At 64.0% G+C, this 16,897-nt stretch carries 17 protein-coding genes and 1 tRNA gene; 2 read left to right on the forward strand and 16 right to left on the reverse strand.

Features of this window, described 5'->3' with window-relative positions:
• Nucleotides 1–32 precede the first annotated feature (32 nt).
• From G6N23_RS00945 to G6N23_RS00975, 7 genes are all read right to left on the reverse strand, one after another.
• Complete coding sequence (locus tag G6N23_RS00945) at nucleotides 33–458, reverse strand: hypothetical protein (protein ID WP_052537033.1); 426 nt, start codon at nucleotides 456–458, stop codon at nucleotides 33–35.
• Nucleotides 439–660, reverse strand: coding sequence for a hypothetical protein (locus G6N23_RS00950; protein WP_157997552.1), 222 nt, complete (start codon nucleotides 658–660; stop codon nucleotides 439–441). Before G6N23_RS00950 ends, G6N23_RS00945 begins: the two co-directional genes overlap by 20 nt.
• 251 nt (nucleotides 661–911) lie before the next feature.
• On the reverse strand, nucleotides 912–1,655 hold the full coding sequence (locus G6N23_RS00955) for a helix-turn-helix domain-containing protein (protein WP_133055464.1): 744 nt from the start codon (nucleotides 1,653–1,655) through the stop codon (nucleotides 912–914).
• Between the two features lie 5 nt (nucleotides 1,656–1,660).
• Nucleotides 1,661–2,497: a TIGR04255 family protein gene (locus G6N23_RS00960; RefSeq protein ID WP_070953156.1), complete on the reverse strand. Its 837-nt coding sequence runs from the start codon at nucleotides 2,495–2,497 to the stop codon at nucleotides 1,661–1,663.
• A gap of 217 nt (nucleotides 2,498–2,714) precedes the next feature.
• Nucleotides 2,715–3,173 carry a hypothetical protein gene (locus tag G6N23_RS00965; RefSeq protein WP_052537029.1) on the reverse strand — a complete coding sequence of 153 codons (459 nt, stop codon included), beginning with the start codon at nucleotides 3,171–3,173 and terminating at the stop codon, nucleotides 2,715–2,717.
• 79 nt (nucleotides 3,174–3,252) lie between these two features.
• Nucleotides 3,253–4,836, reverse strand: a complete 1,584-nt coding sequence (locus tag G6N23_RS00970) for an AICE element replication initiation protein (protein WP_052537028.1) — start codon at nucleotides 4,834–4,836, stop codon at nucleotides 3,253–3,255.
• 133 nt (nucleotides 4,837–4,969) lie between these two features.
• Nucleotides 4,970–5,167, reverse strand: coding sequence for a helix-turn-helix transcriptional regulator (locus tag G6N23_RS00975; protein WP_043985064.1), 198 nt, complete (start codon nucleotides 5,165–5,167; stop codon nucleotides 4,970–4,972).
• Between the two features lie 14 nt (nucleotides 5,168–5,181).
• Between G6N23_RS00975 and G6N23_RS00980 the strand changes: the two genes are divergently transcribed.
• Entirely contained in the window at nucleotides 5,182–6,504 is a 1,323-nt protein-coding gene (locus tag G6N23_RS00980) for a tyrosine-type recombinase/integrase (protein ID WP_086361354.1), read from the forward strand.
• A gap of 52 nt (nucleotides 6,505–6,556) precedes the next feature.
• Here G6N23_RS00980 and G6N23_RS00985 read toward each other — a convergent pair.
• Nucleotides 6,557–6,630, reverse strand: a tRNA-Pro gene (locus G6N23_RS00985).
• 187 nt (nucleotides 6,631–6,817) lie between these two features.
• On the opposite strand from G6N23_RS00985, the gene G6N23_RS00990 reads away from it, so the two are divergent.
• Nucleotides 6,818–7,015, forward strand: coding sequence for a hypothetical protein (locus G6N23_RS00990; protein ID WP_085260343.1), 198 nt, complete (start codon nucleotides 6,818–6,820; stop codon nucleotides 7,013–7,015).
• Between the two features lie 33 nt (nucleotides 7,016–7,048).
• Here the strand turns inward: G6N23_RS00990 and G6N23_RS00995 are convergent, their stop codons facing one another.
• From G6N23_RS00995 to G6N23_RS01030, 8 genes are all read right to left on the reverse strand, one after another.
• Nucleotides 7,049–7,321 carry a DUF6510 family protein gene (locus G6N23_RS00995; RefSeq protein ID WP_085260342.1) on the reverse strand — a complete coding sequence of 91 codons (273 nt, stop codon included), beginning with the start codon at nucleotides 7,319–7,321 and terminating at the stop codon, nucleotides 7,049–7,051.
• Entirely contained in the window at nucleotides 7,318–8,079 is a 762-nt protein-coding gene (locus G6N23_RS01000) for a ferredoxin reductase (protein ID WP_085260341.1), read from the reverse strand. The genes G6N23_RS00995 and G6N23_RS01000 overlap by 4 nt, the downstream gene beginning before the upstream one ends.
• A gap of 7 nt (nucleotides 8,080–8,086) precedes the next feature.
• Nucleotides 8,087–8,686, reverse strand: a complete 600-nt coding sequence (locus G6N23_RS01005; protein WP_085260340.1) for a sulfite oxidase-like oxidoreductase — start codon at nucleotides 8,684–8,686, stop codon at nucleotides 8,087–8,089.
• Between the two features lie 22 nt (nucleotides 8,687–8,708).
• The gene (locus G6N23_RS01010) at nucleotides 8,709–10,640 is read right to left on the reverse strand and encodes a transketolase (RefSeq protein WP_085260339.1); all 1,932 of its coding nucleotides are present in this window, start codon (nucleotides 10,638–10,640) and stop codon (nucleotides 8,709–8,711) included.
• Nucleotides 10,633–11,766: a transaldolase gene (gene tal / locus G6N23_RS01015; protein ID WP_085260338.1), complete on the reverse strand. Its 1,134-nt coding sequence runs from the start codon at nucleotides 11,764–11,766 to the stop codon at nucleotides 10,633–10,635. The genes G6N23_RS01010 and tal overlap by 8 nt, the downstream gene beginning before the upstream one ends.
• Nucleotides 11,767–12,148: 382 nt before the next feature.
• On the reverse strand, nucleotides 12,149–13,489 hold the full coding sequence (locus tag G6N23_RS01020) for an NAD(P)/FAD-dependent oxidoreductase (protein WP_085260361.1): 1,341 nt from the start codon (nucleotides 13,487–13,489) through the stop codon (nucleotides 12,149–12,151).
• Complete coding sequence (locus tag G6N23_RS21520; RefSeq protein WP_179961146.1) at nucleotides 13,486–13,959, reverse strand: hypothetical protein; 474 nt, start codon at nucleotides 13,957–13,959, stop codon at nucleotides 13,486–13,488. Before G6N23_RS21520 ends, G6N23_RS01020 begins: the two co-directional genes overlap by 4 nt.
• A 170-nt stretch (nucleotides 13,960–14,129) precedes the next feature.
• A complete protein-coding gene (locus G6N23_RS01030) occupies nucleotides 14,130–16,700 on the reverse strand; it encodes a winged helix-turn-helix domain-containing protein (protein WP_234808561.1) in 2,571 nt (856 codons plus the stop codon).
• Nucleotides 16,701–16,897 lie beyond the last annotated feature (197 nt).

The following is a 16,897-nucleotide window of genomic DNA, read 5'->3' on the forward strand; positions in this document are numbered from 1 at the left end:
TGCGATTGGTGAGGCGGACACCCCGAGTGGGTCTATGCAAACCGTCCGCGCTCGAGAGTCGGCGCTTCGATGGGTACCGACGCGCGATAGAGTCGCACGGGGCATTTGTCGACCGTGAGGAAATGGATTGGTTCCCAAGTAATCCCGGCGGCGTTCAATGACTTCCGATGGGACTTCCATTCGTCGCGAAGCGGTTTCTTCTCCGACGGTCCGAAGCGGACGTCTGTCAGCACGAGTAGTCGCACACGCTTCGGATACAGTGTGGTCCCCTCGACGATCTCCAAACGAAGCTGTTCGACGTCATCGCACCAGTCCTGCGACTTCTTCGCCTTCGAAATGAGTTTGCGCAGAGCTTCGAATACCGGACCGGCAAGCGCATCGTGCACAGCAGGCCGGCCAAGTTTGCTGGCAAGGCGCTGTCCGAGAATGAGCTCGTCCTCAATCGAGGCGAACCCCACGACCGGATTCCTGCGCAGCGAGCAAACCCTTGCTGACCGGAACGATCGCGCGCAGGTCCACGGCCCAAACCGCTCCAGGAACCGGAGGCTCACTTAGCCAGACGTAGTCGGAGAGCTGATGGTCTTTGATCTGCTGGACCTTCTCCGTCGAAAAGACTGAGATGTCGCGTACCGGGCATGCCTGCACCAGCGGATGCCGCATCCCGGGACCGCCCGCAATGTCGCAGGTCTGTGACACCACCGCGGCATACCCGCTGTCGCTCAATGGTGCTGACCGAGCACGCACCTCACCCAACGCTCCATCGGCAGCGGGTTCTCCGGTTACAGGGTCATCTACCCACGCTGGGACGATCCATGCGCCGCGATCCATCGGGAGAAGATGCCCTTGCCGCCACCGCTCCAGAGCGAGAAGCGTGTGCGGGGGCCATCGCTCCGGCAGGAGTCGATCAATAGTCACCGGGCGAATCCGTCCTCGACGTTCTCGGTCACCACCGGACCACCGGTTCGAATGATCGGTGTCTCGACGTGTTCGGCGATCCCCTCGTATACCGAAGTGCCGATCTCTCGCCGAGGGAACGGCGTCCGATCCACAGCCAGGTCAACGAGGTCGTCGAACCGGCCGTCGAGTAGTGCGGAGGCTCGCTTCTTGTCGGCACGCAGCCACCTGTTCATCGGCTGGTCCAGTGTGCTGCGGAGGTCGTCGACGGCGTCCGCCAACTCCCACAGTCCACCCAAGCTGGCTACACGGGGCCGGCTGGCGGGGGGCTTTGCCGCCCACGAGTGGAACGTGCGCTTGTTGATGCCGGTGGCCTTGAACATCTCCTTCTGCGTTAGGCCCAGTTCGGCTCGGATTCGTTCGAAGGCATCAAGAACGTCGACCGTCTCGTCGATCTGTTGCTCGTCGGACAGCACCGTATCGATGAATGTATACGGCATCGTCAACCACAGCGCCGAGCCCGGAAGGTTCATCTGCCCGTCGAGACTCTTGAAAACTTCGACGCGAACCTGATCCCATCCGCACGGGTCGAGGGCTCCAGAGAAATGCGCGACGACATCCCGCAACCCCGGCGATGAACTCATCTCCACGAACGTGCTGGACCAGAGTCCGTCCTCGCAAGGGGCCGGGTACAGGCCCTTTTGTGCTCGGGCCCAGGAAGGTGACCGGAGCACGCGGGAGCCGGTCGGCTGCTGCTCCATGATCGTCATTTCGCGCTCCCTTCTCGAAGCTCTTTCAGGTAGGTATCGGTAACCGACGCCTGAAAAAGTGACAACGAAGTGCGGTTCAGCCGCTCCGCTGAGATGACGACCTCTCGCACGTCGAACGTGAATGAGGAGTGGCGGAACACGTCCGTATCGAGTAGATACTGCACGCACTTGCCCGAATCATCGCGAACTGGTCCATGCCGCAGCAACGCGCCGTGATGATCATCAAGCCGGATCTCCACCTGCTGTTGAGCACCTCGAACACTGCCGCCGAACACTGGGTTAAGCACAGGGCCCAGAAGGGTGTCGTCGATCCGGCCACGCCAAGCCTCTGCAGAGTTGAACCCACTGTCATGGAAGCGGTCGACGTACCGCAGACCGATGCGGTGCACCAACGATGGCTTGACTAACCGTCCGAGAGATTCGACCAGAACGGTTAGCGGAGCCTTCATGCTGGTACGCCATCGCTCGTAGCGGTTGACCTGCATGATCAGGATGTCGGGCATGAGCGTGACGTGTGCTCCGTCCGCGGAAGCAATTTGCCACCCACTGGACTCCGCTGCCACCTGGGAAACGCCGTTGGCCCCGAAGTCGATCCTCATCTGCTGTTGGACGGTGGGTTGAATGCTCGGGAAGTCCACCCCCGTGTTCTCCACAAGGTCGTCCCGGAAAGCAGCGGCGACCTCCGGTGTGATCTCGTCGGTACGGGCGGTATACCGGATCTCGATCACTGCGACTTCGAGGGGAGCGTTTCCGAGCAGGGTCGGATCGGCCGAGGGCAGCCCCCCCAATGGAACGTCCTCAGCTGGGCGAAGTGTGTGTGGATCGATGGTCATACTGTCCTGTCCATAGAGATGCACCTTAGATGCACCTACCGACAAGTGTAGGCGCTATCGTCAGAGATGAGGAGCAGGAGAGGCAGCGCCCCCGGTCCGGAAATAGCGAACGCGGCTTCAAGGGATCTATGCGCCGCTCGATCGCATCTCGTCTGTCGACACGGGAGTGCGAAAGGCCATTTCGAAGCGGATGGTGCCGCCGCAAAACGGAACCTACCTAAGGACGGCTTAGGCGCAGTGTGCTGCTCTGCCGCCGTTGGGCCGGCCCGCACGCCGTCAGAGAGCCATTTGCCCTTCCAACACCGTGGGCTGTCAACGCGGCGATCTCGGCAGGTAGGTCAGCCGCGAACCGGAGCTCCAGCTCGTCGAGCACGTCCCGACGCGCCGCTGTAAGTAATAGAGCTGAATCGTCACGATGGGGGAGAACTCCGTGATCGCGCACATAGCAATCTGTGACGGTATCGATGAGGTCGTCCAGTGAGCTGGTGAGAAGGAGCGCGTCGTCGCCGGCGTGGCTCTCTGCGAACTCCGCGCAACGGTCGCTGGACCATGTTGCCGGATAAGTAAGTTCTGACAGATACAGCTGCTTGATGGCCGCCTCCAATCGGCCGGACCACCCGTAGTCAGGCCAGTCGTGGATGACCGCCTGGGCGATCGCCTCGAATTGCGCGCTCACGGACACCAACTCCTCACGTAGAGGGACGTGGTGCTGATTGTGCCCGAAGGGTCCGGCGCAGCCGTGACGACGAGCGCGGTCATGAGGCCTCGACGTCGAGATTGTCGCCCGAATGCTTGTTCGGGATGGTCTGGTGGGGCGCCGGCAGATCTTGAACAAAGGACGACAGCTCACGCGGAGCCGAAATGCGCGAGGGACGCGAGGATTGCGAGGGTTGTTTGGCCGACACGTCTTTGTAGGGCGGATAGATGGTCCACAGCAGCACGTTCCGATGATTTCGAGCGCCATCGTCTTCGATCGCCCAACCCAGACTCCGGAGCGCAGGTGCGTGCCGTCGCAGGACGGCTGTGACATCCCGGCCGTTCCGAGGCCACTCCTTTGGTCTGCGCCAGGTGTCGCCGGTCGGCGTGACTGTCGCCAGCAGGTCGCCGCCGGACTTTCCGATGAGCGGTTCCCGGATGTGCAGCCTTAGCTGTTCGATGAACGGGTCGGCGGACAGGCTGTCCTCGGAGAGTTGACTGGCGCGTGACAAGTAACGCCGGAAGCCATGGGTCGACAGAATCTCGTCAACGGCCGCCAGCGTGCGACTGAAGTCCGCCATCCGTGGCGACACGTCGACCGAAATGGTTTCCAGCCGTTGATGAACCACGGCGGCCAGATCAAGAAGCCCGCCCAAAATGCCTGGTAGAGCCGTGCGCCACTGTTGTCGCATCGTGGCTTCCGGTTGTCGCATGTGGCGATCAATGCGTCGCAGGTCGACTGTCGCCAGTCGCTCCGCGAGGTCGGGTCGCACTGCGCCGACGTCGATGCCGTTGATGATGACGCACCGCCGGAATTTGATCACCGCGAGATCGGAGTCCGTGTACAACGCCCGTTTGACGTTGCCGTCGCCTGTGGCGGCACGGCACAGGGAATCCGACAACCAGGGCGGAATCGTCGACAGATTGTCCAAGGCAACAACCCACGACCCGGACGCCGCAGTGACCCACGAATCGGAATCACGCGGTGCCTGCCGTAGGGGAACCGGTGACGGGTCGATGAGATCGACCAGCATGCGGGTGGTTGTGCTCTTGGCGCTGCCCTGCTCGGCGAACAGCGCCAAGATCGGGTGTGGGACGTCGGTCTGGACAAGAGCGGCAATGAGGGCAGCGAGGAGGACCGGTCGGTCTTCGAAGTCGACGTTGACGAAATCCCAGAGCTTCTCGATATCCCCGCCCTGAGCCGGCAGCGGCATCGCTCCGGTCAACTTGGTGCCTAGAAAGCGCACAGGTGCCCGCTCGGTCAGCGTCCACCGGCCCTGTCGGATACGAATCACCTGGCCGTTGGGTAGTCCGGTATCGATGTAGATCGTGCCGTCATCGTCAGCGACGCGGAGGTTCAGGCGTTCGGGCGGCTTCGTGGCAGCCAATCCTTCAAGGATCAGCGTGGCGTCAGTCAGGGCCTGGCCGCCGGCGACCGCGCCGGTCTCGGCGAAGTACCGTGTGGCTAGGTCGGCGCGTAGACCGGCCTTGCCGGCGCGGAGGAGCATGACCAAGTGCGGGCGATCGCGGTCAGCTCCGAACGGCTCACCCTCATCGGAGAGTCCGAGCAGGTAGCGTTCCTGTGCCATGCCGACCAAGCGCGCGGCCACCGACTTCTTGTCCGTCTCGGTGTTGTCGCTCATAGGATTTCCTGCACACCGTGCTTATGCAGGCTGCGTTGACGAGCTATTCTCATGTGGAACTTCCGTGTCGGATGATCAGGTGGTTCGAACAAAGACCTCGGCTAGGCCCCGGGGTCTTTTTCGTGGGCGCGGTTCACGCGGCGTCTCCGCCTCCCCGCCGGGTCGCGGTTTCTTGTTCCGCGATCCATCGCAGTACCTCGTCGCGCCGGTACACGACCCGGCGGCCCAAGGTGAAACTGGCCGGCCCGATATCGCAGTGGCGCCAGTAGCGGAGAGTTCCAACGGGGACGCCGATGATGTCCGAAACCTGTTTGGCGCTCAGTAGATCCATGTAGCTGCTCCTCAATGGTGGGTTCTGTCAACGAATCCAACGGTGGTGGTGGCGCCCTGCATTTGTCCACCAGTACCCTCAACTTCGCCTACAAATTGACTCCAGCCGAACGCTTTCGTCGGCTGTCGGTGGTCGGTGTGAAACTGGCGGTAGAGGAGGTGGTCGACTTGCAGCGACGAAACCGTCGGGCTGGTGTCGAGGACCGGTGGCGTCGATCAGACGGGAGCCCCACCGCACGTAGCGGTATGGGCCGCCGCTGGTTGGCCCGTTACGTCGACGACCAAGGCGGGGAGAACACGCGTTCGTTCGACCGCAAGGTGGACGCTCAGGCCTTTCTCAATGAGATCACGGCCGCTCAGACGATCGGCACCTATGTCGCGCCGAAAGCCGGGCGCATCACCGTCCGTGAGCTGCATGGGAAATGGCTTGGCACACAGGGTCATTTGAAGGAGACGACGGTTGCGACACGCGCATTCGCCTGGTCGGGCTACGTCGAAGGCCGGTGGGCCGCGGTCGCTGTAGCCGACGTGCAATCGTCGGATATCAGGGCGTGGGTGCAGCAATTGGCGGCGGGCGGAGCCAAACCGGCCACCATCGAGAACGCGCTCAGCGTCCTGAGGCAGATCTTGGAGATGGCCGTCGACGATCGACGGATCCCCCGCAATCCGTGCACAGGAGTGAAGTCGCCGCGACGACAGCACCGAGCGCGGGGCTACCTGACACACCAGCAGGTGGAGCTTCTGGCCCGCGAGGTCGGCGAGTACGCCGTTGTTGTTCGATTCCTGGCCTACACCGGGCTGCGCTGGGGCGAGATGGCAGCGCTACGGGTGGAGTCCTTCGACATGCTCCGCCGGAGGGTAAATATCCGTGAGGCGGTCGCCGAGGTCAAGGGACGTGTGGTGTGGTCGTCACCCAAATCCCACGAGCGTCGCTCGGTGCCCTTCCCTGCGTTCCTTGCTGATCCGCTGGCCGCGATCATGATCGGCAAGCGACGAGACGATTTGGTGTTCACGTCACCCGGCGGAGCATTGTTGCGAGTGTCGACGTGGCGGCCGCGGGTGTTCAACATGGCTGTCCAACGGCTTCAGGAAGCAGACCCGGCGTATCCCACCGTCACGCCTCACGACCTTCGTCATACGGCAGCGTCCTTGTCGATCAGCGCCGGGGCCAACGTCAAGGCTGTTCAGACGATGCTGGGACACGCTTCTGCGGTCTTGACCCTGGATACGTATGCCGACCTGTTCCCCGACGACCTGGAGCAAGTTTCGGTTGCACTAGATGCCGCGCGAATGCGGTCTCTGGCAGCCACTGCGGACCAGCTGCGGACTGGGAAGTAAGAAGGCCCCGACCGGAATTCCCGGTCAGGGCCTCTACCTGCGATCACACGAGTCGGGGTGGCGGGATTCGAACCCACGACCTCTTCGTCCCGAACGAAGCACGCTACCAAGCTGCGCCACACCCCGTGTGAAGCCTCGACAGCGTATCGCACCGTCCCGCCGGTGATCCAAACGCGCTGCCCAGAGGCCCTGACGGGGTACAGGTCACTAGGCCGGCGGCAACATGAAACGCCCCACATTCCGGCGTGGGAAGCTGCAAACACCGCCGCGAATAGGCAGACTGGCTAATAACGTATCGCAAGGGAGCCAGATCATGACGCTGTTAGGCGGAGCGGTGTATGCCGGGTTCTTCGCTCTGGCCGCGTTGTGGCTGATGGCCACCAATCCCGACACCGTCGAAGAGCGCGCTCACGCGAACGCGCAGCGGCAGGACCGCTCGAAGTCGGCCGGCGCCGCTGCCGGACCGGTCGGGTCCAGCCCATGCTGCGCCGGTCAGTCGGCGCAGAAGTAGGCGCCGCCGCCCGCATACCGGCCGACGACGTGGTTACCGATCCGCGACCGGGAAACGCCAGGACTGGGAGCCGCGGAGATCGAGCCAGACGTCGGTGGGCGTCTGCACCAGCCTGGCCAGGACCGCTTCGCAGTTCGGACAGCGCACCACGATGCCCGGGGCGCGGTGATAGACGTGGCTCTGGGCAAAGGCCGCGATGCGACCACATTTCGCGCACGTCAGCATCGCGGTGGTGACGTCGACTCCGAGTGCCGCTGCGAAGGCACCGGCAGCGGCGTTGCCGTCGATATGCGTGGGTTGTGTCATCGATCCTCGTTTCTGGACTCATTGCTGGGCCCGAACCGCTCCGTCCGGATAGCTGAGGGCTGATGCCCATGCTTGATCAGCAAGGTGGTTACCGATTCCACGAACCCGGTTGGTCCGCAGACGTAGATGCAGACCCCGTCGTCGGGCCCCCACCCCGGCGCCGCGAGGTCACTGGACGCGATTCGCCCCGGGGGCCGTTCGGTCTGCGGCGTGGCCGTGCGGGTGTGGACCAGGACCACCTGTAACCAATCGCATTCCCGCTCAAGTCGGTCCAACTCCTGGGCGTAGTAGACGTCGGCCGGACTGCGCACCGAGTAGACCAGGTGAAAGCTCGCTGCACCGGCCACAACCCGCTGGCGCAACATGGCCATCAACGGCACGATTCCCGCTCCGCCGGCGACGAGCAGAACCCGAGTCGCCTCGCCCGGTCGCCAGACGAACCAGCCGCCGATCGGTCCGCGAAGTTCGATCTCGTCGCCGGCGGTGAGCCCGGTCAGGTAGGGCGAGACCTCCCCGTCGGGGATCTGCTGGATAGTGAGCTCGATGCGCTCACCATCCGGCGGCTTGCTCAATGAGTAGCTGCGCTGTGCGCTGTATCCGTCCTCGGCGGTCAGCTTGAGGTCGATGTGCTGCCCGGCCAGGTGACCACCCCAGCCCGGCACCGCCAATCCGATGGTGCTCGCGGACGCGGTCTCGGGCCGAGCGTCCAATACCCGCGCGACTTGCCAATGCAACCTCGGTTTCGGAGCGATATCCACGATCGCTTCAATCCCCGGCGTAGCGTTGCTCTCGCCACGGGTCGCCATAGTTGTGATAACCCAGACTCTCCCAGAATCCCGGATCGTCATCGGCCCGCAATTCGATGGATCTCACCCACTTCGCGGGCTTCCAGAAGTAGAGATGTGGCACCAGCAGCCGCGCTGGGCCACCGTGGACCGCGCTGAGCGGCATGCCGTCGTACTCGTAGACGAGCCAGGCCCTCTCGCCGAGAAGATCGCGCAACGGAATATTGGTGGTGTAGCCGCCATAGGAGCGGATCAAAGCGAATTGCGCTGCAGTCCCGGTTGATTCGAGAATGGTGTCCAGCGAGACACCTCTCCACCGAGTATTCAACTTGGACCACTTGGTGACACAGTGGATGTCGACCGTGATCGTCCGGCTCGGCAGCAGGTTGAGCTGGGCCCACGTCCACTTGTGGACGGTGCCGCGCTCGTCGCGGATGGTCAATCGCCAGCGCTCGATGTCGACGTGCGGTGTTGGTCCGGTCTGCAACACAGGAAAGTCCGCCGTCAGATGTTGACCGGGAGGCAACTCAACGACCGTCTCGGTGCGGCGTCCGTGAAATCCCTTGTTGACAATACTCATTGGAGCTCCGTTAGGTGGACGATCAGTGGGACGGACCCGTTGACCCAGTGTGGGCTGCAGGCCAGCAGCGTGCCCCGGTGTCGGTCAGTACACGCCGGACGGCGCGTTCGATACTCGGCCCGTCGATCCCGGCCTTCGCCAGCAGCTCAGCGGGTGTTCCCGATCCGGGCATGATGCGAACCGCCAAGTGCTCCAGTTGAAGTGGATATGACATCTCGCCGCTAAGGGCTTCGAGCACGGCCGAGCCCAGACCTCCCTCGGGGTGATGGTCTTCGGCGATGACGAGCCGTCCACGAGTATGTCTGACAGCATCGGCGAGCCCCTGCCGATCGATCGGCTTGAGGGAGTACATGTCGATGACGCGAGCGGCGATTCCCTCGCGTTCCAGCGAATCAGCAGCAGCCAGGCACTGGTGGACGGTGACACCGGCCCCGATGAGCGTCACCTGGTCGTCATCGGTGGAACGCAGCGTCTGGGAACCACCGATGGTGAATGTCGCGGTGGGCTCGTAGAGGACGGGGTAGGCACCGCGGGTGGTTCTCAGGTAGCGGATGCCCCGGCCTTCGGCCATCGCGTGGACCAGTGCGGCGGTGCTCGTCGCATCGCTGGGGTAGAGCACAGTCGCGCCGTGGATGGACCGCATCATCGCGAGGTCCTCCAGTGCCATCTGGGAGGGTCCGTCTTCGCCGATTTCGACGCCGGCGTGGGATCCGGCCAGACAGATGTTCGCCCGCGACACAGCGGCCATGCGGATGAAGTCATGGGCACGGGTGAAGAACGCAGCGAACGTTGAGGCGAACGGAATGTACTGCTGAACACTGAGTCCAACAGCGGATGCGACGAGCTGCTGCTCGGCTATGAACATTTCGAAATAGCGGTCGGGATAGCTGTGGGCGAATTCTGCGGCACCGGTCGAATTGCTCACCTCGCCGTCCATGGCGACGATCCGGGGGTTGGCTGCACCCAACGCCACCAGCGCCGCCCCATAGGCGGTTCGGGTGGCGACGTTGTCTCCCAGTGTGTAGACCGGCAGGCGTGGTGCATGTTTGCCGCGCCCTATCGGAGTGCTGCGCTCACGCGGTGCGGGCTTGAGCCCGGTGACGGTCAGGTCCGAGACGTGGCCGAGTTCAGCCAGGGCGCGCTGCGCCATCTCGGCGGGGAGCGCCTTTCCGTGCCAGCCTTCGCGATCTTCGACTTCACCGAATCCGCGTCCCTTGATGGTCCGGGCGAGGATGACGGTAGGCACTGCTTCAGACGCGCGCGCGGTTGTGAGCGCTCGGTCGATCTCGTCGAGAGCATGCCCGTCGATGCTGATGGCCCTGGCGCCGAATGCCTCGACACGTTTCGCGTAACTCTCCATATCCCAGCCCAGTTCGGTCGGTCCGCGTTGCCCGAGCCGGTTGACATCGACGATGACGGTGAAGTTCGCCAGCGCGTAATGGCCGGCCTTGTCGAGCGCCTCCCAGACCGATCCCTCGGCGGTCTCGCTGTCGCCGCACAACACCCACACGTGAAACGGCGACTTGTCGAGGAATTTTCCGGCGAGCGCAACGCCGACGCCGTTGCCGATTCCCTGCCCCAGGGAACCGCTGGCGACATCGACCCACGGCAGCACCGGCGTCGGATGGCCCTGTAGGCGAGAGCCGAACCGGCGGTAGCCCGACATCAATTCGGTGTCGGTGATCGCGCCCGCGGCCTTGAACGCGGCGTACAACAGGGGCGACGCGTGGCCTTTGGACAAGATGAAGTGATCGTTGTCCGGATGGTCCGGCCGATCCCACAGGTAGCGCAGATGACGCGCGAGCAATACGGCCATCAGATCGGCAGCGGACATGCTCGAGGTGGGGTGTCCGGAACCAGCGCGAGTGCTACAGCGGATCGCGTCGGCCCGCAGCTGCGTGGCCAGCTGTGCAACGAATGTCATCGATGCTCGCCCGTCGGTCAACTCAGTCATCGCATGTTCCTTCTGACAGTGGATGTGCGGGGCCGGGGTAGGAGTCGAGCAACTTTCGCCAGGCTGCTTCGAACTTGGCGACGCCGTCGTGCTCGAGCAGGCGGAAGACGTCCCTGACGTCGACGCCGACCGCACCGATGTTGTCCAGCACAGTCTGGGCGGTGGCGGCCGTCCCGCTGATGGTGTCGCCGTTGATCACTCCGTGATCAGCGAGCGCTTCCAGGGTCTTTTCCGGGATGGTGCTGACGGTCTGGGGTGCAACCAGCGCGGTGATGTACTTCGTGTCCGGATAGGCGGGGTTCTTCACACCGGTGGATGCCCATAGCGGGCGCTGAGCATGGGCCCCGCCGTAGCTCAGTGCGGCGTAGCGCTGTTCGTTCTGGAACACCTGCTGGAAGGCCGCGTAAACGAGCCGGGCATTGGCGATTCCTGCTTGTCCGCGCAGCGCCAGTGCGGCCTCCGTGTCGATGGCTTCCAGCCGCCAGTCGATTTCGGTGTCCACGCGGGATACGAACAGCGATGCCACGGAATGGATTCGGGCGAGGTCGTGGCCGACTTCTTGCGCGCTTTCCAATCCGGCCAGGTAAGCGTCCATCACCTGGCGGTGGCGCTCAGCGGAGAAGATGAGCGTCACGTTCACTGAGATGCCCTGGGCCACTGTGGCCGTGATGGCCGACAGGCCGGCCGGGGTGGCGGGGATTTTGATGAACAGATTGGGGCGGTCGACGATCTTCCACAGTTCGACGGCTTGGCAGACCGTCTTGTCGGCGTCGTGGGCCAGCCGTGGATCGACCTCGATCGAAACGCGCCCGTCGACGCCGCCGGAGGCAGCCCATTGCGGGTGTAGGACGTCGCAGGCGTGCCGAACGTCATCAGTGACTAGGGTGCGGATCGCCGTTTCGGCGTCGGCGCCCTGGTGAACAAGGATGGCGACCTGCCGGTTGTAGTCGTCGCCGCCTGAGATCGCGCGTTGGAAGATCGAGGGATTGGTGGTGACGCCGACGACGCTTCTGGTGTCGATCAAGTGCTGCAGGTTGCCCGAGATCAAGCGGTTACGGGACAGGTCGTCCAGCCAGACCGACACGCCGGCCTCGGACAACGCAGCCAGCGCGGGGTTCTGCGTCATGTGGTCGATGCCTTCTGCCGCTGCCGGCGCCATTGCCTGATCCGGGAGGCGATCCGCGCGGCGGCGATAACGATGACCGGCCCGTACCCGGCGGCGAGTAGGTGCCGTTCCCGCGGCGTCATAGGCCGGCGTCGGGAACTGGGCTGATCACTCATGACGACGAGCCTCAAACGTGGTGGCTCAACTCTGCCACCGTGGTGCGAAGTGCTGCTGAGCTCCGGGTTCATCGATGATTCCCCTTCTCCCGTTGCGATTTTCGAATGATCTGACCTCGTGATGGGTCGACTCGTGATCGTCTAATGAGCGTGACCCGGACGCCGGTGACTGTCATCACCCGCCAACACCATTCACCCGGGTGATAACTCAAACCCGGCCACGCGGGTCAGCGGGTGGCGTTGTCATTCGGGCCGGAGAACTCCTCGCTGGCCGAGAAGCGTGCGATAGACGACGGGGCCACCCCCAGCGATACCAGCGGACGTGCGAACCACAGCTCAGTCAGGTAGGCGATGAGAACGGCCAGGCGGTTCGCGGCGCTGGGTATCGCATAGAGGTGGTAGGCGCGCGTGACCAGCTTGGCCAACCGGCCCGACAGGTGGATGTTGAGCGGATTGGCGACCGCGAAACCCGGGCCCAAGTCGACAACTGTGCCCAGGTCACGATGCCGGTAGTTGCGCGAGGTCCCGTGACCGAGGCTGGCGGCGACATTGACGGCGAGGGTTTTGCCCTGGCGGGTGGCGTGTTGGGCAGTGGGCGGGGTGATGCGCCCCGGCGCGGTGACGTCGTTGACTGCTGCCGCGTCACCGCCGGCAAATACGCCCGGCATGCCGGGAACGCTGAGGTCGGCGCCAACCGTGAGCCGGCCGTTCTCGGTCGGCAGGCCCAGAGTCGCGATCAGCGGGCTGGCCACGACGCCGGTCAACCAGGCGACGGTGTATGTGCCGATTCGGGTGCCGTCGGTGAGGATCACGTAATCGGGCCCGACCTCGGTGAGGGTGGCGCCCATCATTATCCGCACACCGCGGCCGCGCAATACGGACTGGGCCTTGGCCGCGAGCTTCTGCCCGATCTCGGGCATCATCCGGCCGGACCGTTCAACCAGGATCAGCTGGATTTCGCCCGGATGAAATCCGAACTTGCGCCCGGCCGCCTCGGCCATCGCACACAGCTGGGCGATCAGCTCGGTTCCCGAGTACGACGCCCCCACGACCACAACGGTTCTCCGGGCCTGCGCGCGTAGCGGATCGCGATCGGCGCGGGCCAGCTCGAACTGTTCGAGGATGTGGTCGCGCAGATACAGGGCTCCGGCGATGGATTTCAGGCCGCGGGCATGCTCGGCGAGGCCGGGAATATCGAAGCGACGAGTGATCGAGCCCGGCGTGAGAACGAGTCGATCCCAGGCCAACTCCTGGCTGGCGCTTTCCTGGTCGCGGAAACACAGCGTCCGCTGCGGGAAGTCGACCAGATCGACGTAACCGCGGATCAGCCTCACTCCGGGCAGGTTGTCGGCCAAGGGAATCGTCACGAACCGTGGGTCGACCGTCCCTCCCGCCACGTCGGGCAACAGCGGGGTGTACAGCAGATAATCCACCGGTGAGATGAGCGTGACGGTGGCCGATGATTTATGGCGGCGCAGCAACGCGGTGAGTCGTCGCGCGCATTCGAAGCCCGCAAACCCGCTGCCCACGATCACTACTGAGGGGCGGTGGTTGTCGTGTCGGATCATGCTCGGCTCCACTTCCACCGGCGAACGCTGCGGCGAGCCATGCCGGATGTGTTCGATCTGCCCCTGTGAGGGTGCTCATCTGTAGTAGCCCCGCGGTCGCCGCTGATCACCTGGAACTGCTGTAGGCGTATGTCGGCGTGCATCTTTCGCAGCTGCACTTCCGCCGGGCTACCGGAATAGCCGTGCAGCCAGCTTGTCAGCGCCGAGAGTACCGTCACGGGCAATCTCGTCCGGCTTGAAATGACCGCGGTGAGGATGTGCTCGATCGCGAGATAGCTTTCTCCGCTGCCTAATTCGACGAAAAACCCAGTGCGTTCAACATCGGCCAGGCACGACGCGGCCGCATCCACGAGCAGCCAGGCCATCTCCGCATCCGAGACGGTGCGGGGCTCGATTCCGGTAGCCGGATTCACCGACGAGGCACTGCTTGATCGGCCAGGTATTACCGATGAGGCCAGCGCGTTTCTCATCTTCGGGTCCTTCCCGGTCTCTCGGATGACGGCGGTACGGTGCTCGATCGTGACTGCCGAGATCCGCTGTCACTCAGGCTGCCGTGGCAGTGGGTGAGCCGTCATCACCCGGGGATGTCATTCGCCCGGGTGATATCGGGACCGCTGACGGTGCTCCCGGGGCGCACGGACTACAGCAGACCCAGTTCTCGAGCTCGGCTGACCGCCGTGCTGCGGCTTTCAGCCTGGAGTTTGCGGTAGACGGCGCGTTGGTGCGTTTTCACAGTGTTGAGGGAGACATAAAGCCGCTCTCCGATTTCACGTCGTGACAGGCGGGTGGCCAGTAGGCGGAGAACTTCGAGTTCTTTGGGGGTGAGTTCTTCGCCGGGTATGCAGCCTTGTCGACGCGAGTTCGCCGTGAGGCTCGAGTCGCGCCGGGGTGATGTGAGCGGTGTTGGACCAAGCGCGGCAGCCGAGCGACTGCGCATCAGCGCATCGATTTCGTCGCGAGTGGCTTCGGCTGTGGTGGTGTCGCCGAGGTGTCCGAGGATGCGGGCTTTGACGTGCAGCGCCTTGGTCACCTCGAGGACTGCGCCACCTTGTCGTGCTGCGGTGACGGCGATATCGGCGGCGGCCAGGGCCGCGGCACACTGACCGCGCCGGTCCAGCAGTGTGGCGGTGGCGAGGGAGACCATCACATCGATGAGGTGTTCTGCGTCGGTGAGGCCGGCGGGGCTGCCAGACGCCCCGCGGATGTGATTCTCGGCCTCGGGGAGCTGTTCTTGTTCGGCTGAGATCATCGCCAGGTAGCCCAGGGCGCAGATGCGGGCCCGTCGGTCGTCGGCTTCGGTGGCCAGCTGCACGGACCGACGGAGGGCTGTTTGGGCTTCGCGAGTGCTGCCGGAAAAGTACAGTGCGGACCCGTAGACGCAGTAGGCGCTTGATCGCCCCGGCGGCGTATCGCCCAAATCAAGGGTGATCGCGTGGCGAGAGGTCTCAATGGCCGAGGCCAGGTCACCGGTTTTGAACGAGTGAACTGCGCGCAAAACGGCGATTTCGGCATTGAGGGCAGGGCTGTTCTGCTCTGCCACAGCGGCGTGGAGGGTTTCGATTCCGTCGGCAGCGTCGTCAAGTCGGCCCAGATGCAGCGCGATCCAGATCCGGGCCACGCTGAGCCGCGGATCTCGCGAGACCGTCTCCTGGGGAAGCAGGTCCAGATAGCGGCTGACGGTGGAAACGCCACCCGCGTTGAATTCCTCGGCCCAATCCGCAGCGATGAGATCAGCACTGTGTGCGATATCGCCGGCAGCAATGAGGTGACGCACCGCTTCATCGACCAGGCCTTGTCCTTCAAACCAGGCCGCTGCCCGCCGGTGTAGCTCCGGCACGAGATCTGGTTCGGTGCGGTGCAACTCAGCGCGAAGCAACTCACCGAACAGTTGGTGATAGCGATACCAGTGACGGGACAGATCCAACGGCACCACGAAGAGGTTCTCGCGCTCGATTCGGTTCAAGACCGCAGCCGAGCCGGTGGTTTCCAGTACTGCGTCGCACAGGTCACCGCTGAGCCTGTGCAGCAGCGCGGTCCGCAGCAAGAAGCTACGTAGATGTGGTGGCTGACCCTCGAGAACTTCGGCCATCAGGTAGTCGACGATATGACGGTTGTCGCCCGCGAACGTGGTGATGAACGCTGCGGAATCACTGCGGCCCACCAGCGACAGGGCAGCCAGATGCAGTCCGGCGGCCCAGCCCTCGGTGCGGCGGCACAGCAGTTGGACGTGGGTGTCGGCCAACCCCAGTCCGAGGACTTCGTTGAGTAGGTGCTCGGCTTCAGTGCCCTCGAAACGTAGATCGTCGGTTCGGATCTCCATCAGATCGCCCTCGGCTCGCAGCCGGGCCAACGGCAGCACCGGGTCTGAGCGGGTGGCCATCACCACGTGAAGATTGGTCGGCATCCGGTTGATGACGAAGGCCATCTGTTCATGGACTGCGCTACTTGCCACGAGGTGGTAGTCGTCAAGGATGAGCACCAACGGGTACTCCAGGGCAGCCAATTCGTTGAGCAGGCTGGGCAGAACGACTCGCAGCGGGTCTGCCCCCATCCGCAGCAGCTCGAACGCGCGATTGCCCACCCCGGGATTGAGCTCTTGCAGGGCGGCTATGGCATACATCCAAAACCACACCGGGTCGTTGTCGGACGTATCGAGCGATAGCCAGCTGAACCGGCGGCCGGCGTTGCCGGCAAGCACCCACTGCGCCAATAATGTCGTCTTTCCCCAGCCCGCGGGCGCACTCAGCAACGTCAGTCTGCGGTCAAGTCCCGCCGACAATGCCTCTAACAACGCAGCCCGGTGAACGAGCTGACTGCCGATCGTCGAGACGTGCAGTTTCGTGGCGAGTAGGGCGGCACGCGGATCGGCGTATCCGACGGCGGCATCGTCGCCTGACCCGCCGTGTTCACCGCGTCCAGGTGAGCCGATCACGTCCGGACGCTGAGCTTCAGTCCAATCGAGCACCCAGGCCACAGCTCCGGGGGTGGGGGCGACCTGGGCCGACGCTGAGGTCTCAACGCCCCAGTTGACGCCCACCAGGCCGGGCGGGCTCGTCCTACGGGCCGACCGCGGTGACCCGATGGATTCAGATCCGCTCCCCTGATCGGCCGTTGCCGCACGCTGGCGGTGGCCGTTTGGGCCGGCTGGCTCTTTTCCCTCCACCGATCCGGTGAGTTCGGCGTCGGTCGTGTCGATCTTCCGTCCGCTCATGGTGATCTTCCTTGCCTCGACAGGTCTGCTCCTGCGGTTCATGAGATCGCCGCGCGCGGGTGGTGAGCGTCTCAACATGAGGTGCGAGAACGTATCAAGATGAGACGCTCGAACGGCCGATAGCGGCTGGCGAGCGTCGTGCTCCTTGGTGCCGGTTGGATATCAGTCCTTTTCCGAGCACCGCCCGCAGCGCGGGC

Source organism: Mycolicibacter terrae (assembly GCF_010727125.1).
Classification (GTDB): domain Bacteria; phylum Actinomycetota; class Actinomycetes; order Mycobacteriales; family Mycobacteriaceae; genus Mycobacterium; species Mycobacterium terrae.

What these genes read in the sequence shown, in the direction of transcription:
- G6N23_RS00990 (WP_085260343.1), top strand. Translation starts at nt 6,818, where the DNA reads ATGACGCTGTTAGGCGGAGCGGTGTATGCCGGGTTCTTCGCTCTGGCC.
- G6N23_RS00970 (WP_052537028.1), bottom strand. Translation starts at nt 4,836, where the DNA reads ATGAGCGACAACACCGAGACGGACAAGAAGTCGGTGGCCGCGCGCTTG.
- tal (WP_085260338.1), bottom strand. Translation starts at nt 11,766, where the DNA reads ATGACGCAGAACCCCGCGCTGGCTGCGTTGTCCGAGGCCGGCGTGTCG.
- G6N23_RS01020 (WP_085260361.1), bottom strand. Translation starts at nt 13,489, where the DNA reads ATGATCCGACACGACAACCACCGCCCCTCAGTAGTGATCGTGGGCAGC.
- G6N23_RS00960 (WP_070953156.1), bottom strand. Translation starts at nt 2,497, where the DNA reads ATGACCATCGATCCACACACACTTCGCCCAGCTGAGGACGTTCCATTG.
- G6N23_RS00975 (WP_043985064.1), bottom strand. Translation starts at nt 5,167, where the DNA reads ATGGATCTACTGAGCGCCAAACAGGTTTCGGACATCATCGGCGTCCCC.
- G6N23_RS00955 (WP_133055464.1), bottom strand. Translation starts at nt 1,655, where the DNA reads ATGGAGCAGCAGCCGACCGGCTCCCGCGTGCTCCGGTCACCTTCCTGG.
- G6N23_RS21520 (WP_179961146.1), bottom strand. Translation starts at nt 13,959, where the DNA reads ATGAGAAACGCGCTGGCCTCATCGGTAATACCTGGCCGATCAAGCAGT.
- G6N23_RS01010 (WP_085260339.1), bottom strand. Translation starts at nt 10,640, where the DNA reads ATGACTGAGTTGACCGACGGGCGAGCATCGATGACATTCGTTGCACAG.
- G6N23_RS01030 (WP_234808561.1), bottom strand. Translation starts at nt 16,700, where the DNA reads ATGAGCGGACGGAAGATCGACACGACCGACGCCGAACTCACCGGATCG.
- G6N23_RS00995 (WP_085260342.1), bottom strand. Translation starts at nt 7,321, where the DNA reads ATGACACAACCCACGCATATCGACGGCAACGCCGCTGCCGGTGCCTTC.
- G6N23_RS01005 (WP_085260340.1), bottom strand. Translation starts at nt 8,686, where the DNA reads ATGAGTATTGTCAACAAGGGATTTCACGGACGCCGCACCGAGACGGTC.
- G6N23_RS00980 (WP_086361354.1), top strand. Translation starts at nt 5,182, where the DNA reads ATGGTGGGTTCTGTCAACGAATCCAACGGTGGTGGTGGCGCCCTGCAT.
- G6N23_RS00950 (WP_157997552.1), bottom strand. Translation starts at nt 660, where the DNA reads ATGCGGCATCCGCTGGTGCAGGCATGCCCGGTACGCGACATCTCAGTC.